This window comes from Pseudomonas sp. 05T35, from assembly GCF_056396605.1.
This window is the reverse complement of the sequence record NZ_JBFTLU010000860.1, coordinates 1-656: the sequence shown is the minus strand read 5'-3', so window position 1 is coordinate 656 and position 656 is coordinate 1. Positions and strand designations below refer to the sequence as shown.

Below are 656 nucleotides of genomic sequence, written 5' to 3'. Positions count from 1 at the left end.
GTCATAGGAGGTGTAGGTGAATTGGGCAAAACCACCGATAACGTCAGTGATTTTTCCACCGAGGAACACGCTGCCGAAATCAATGATGAATTGCTTGTCTTTGGGTGAAATCGAGCTGCCCGCACCGTCGCTGTTGTTACGCGTCGAGGTGAAATCACCGACGATCATCGCGGCCAGGGGGTTGGTTTGTACGCCGTTGGTGTACCCCGTCAGCTTGAACAGACGCCCATAAGGTGTCAGCTCGGGAAATTGCCCGCCGGCATGGCAGGCAATGCAACTTTGTCCGGTTTGGCGTGCAAAGGAAGGCAAGGCCTGCGCTGACTGACAAAACAGCAGCACTGATAACGCCACCAGCAGGGTGCCCGGTCGCCGGAGTAATGTGATTAAAAAAGCTGACCCGGAAAAAAACGACTGCGCCACCGACTTCATTCCGCCTGCTTCGCCGTCCTTCACATTCATCTCAGCTCCCTCTGAAAAGAGACTGTCGAACGATTTAAACCTGAATGGAGCCTAGTCAGACGCTAGCCATTTACAAGTGCCGTCGCGCGTTGCGCCGTTCAAGCCTGCAACGCGCATCACGCCCATGGCGTCAGGTCATATTCAGCGACCTGCGGGCGTGTGATGCAGACACTGTCTCCTGGGACACTGTCTCCTGG

At 55.3% G+C, this 656-nt stretch carries 1 pseudogene; it reads right to left on the bottom strand.

The annotated features are described in order from the left end of the window. A pseudogene (locus tag AC1DH9_RS30325) lies at positions 1–459 on the bottom strand (cytochrome C); the annotation flags it as partial. Positions 460–656 lie beyond the last annotated feature (197 nt).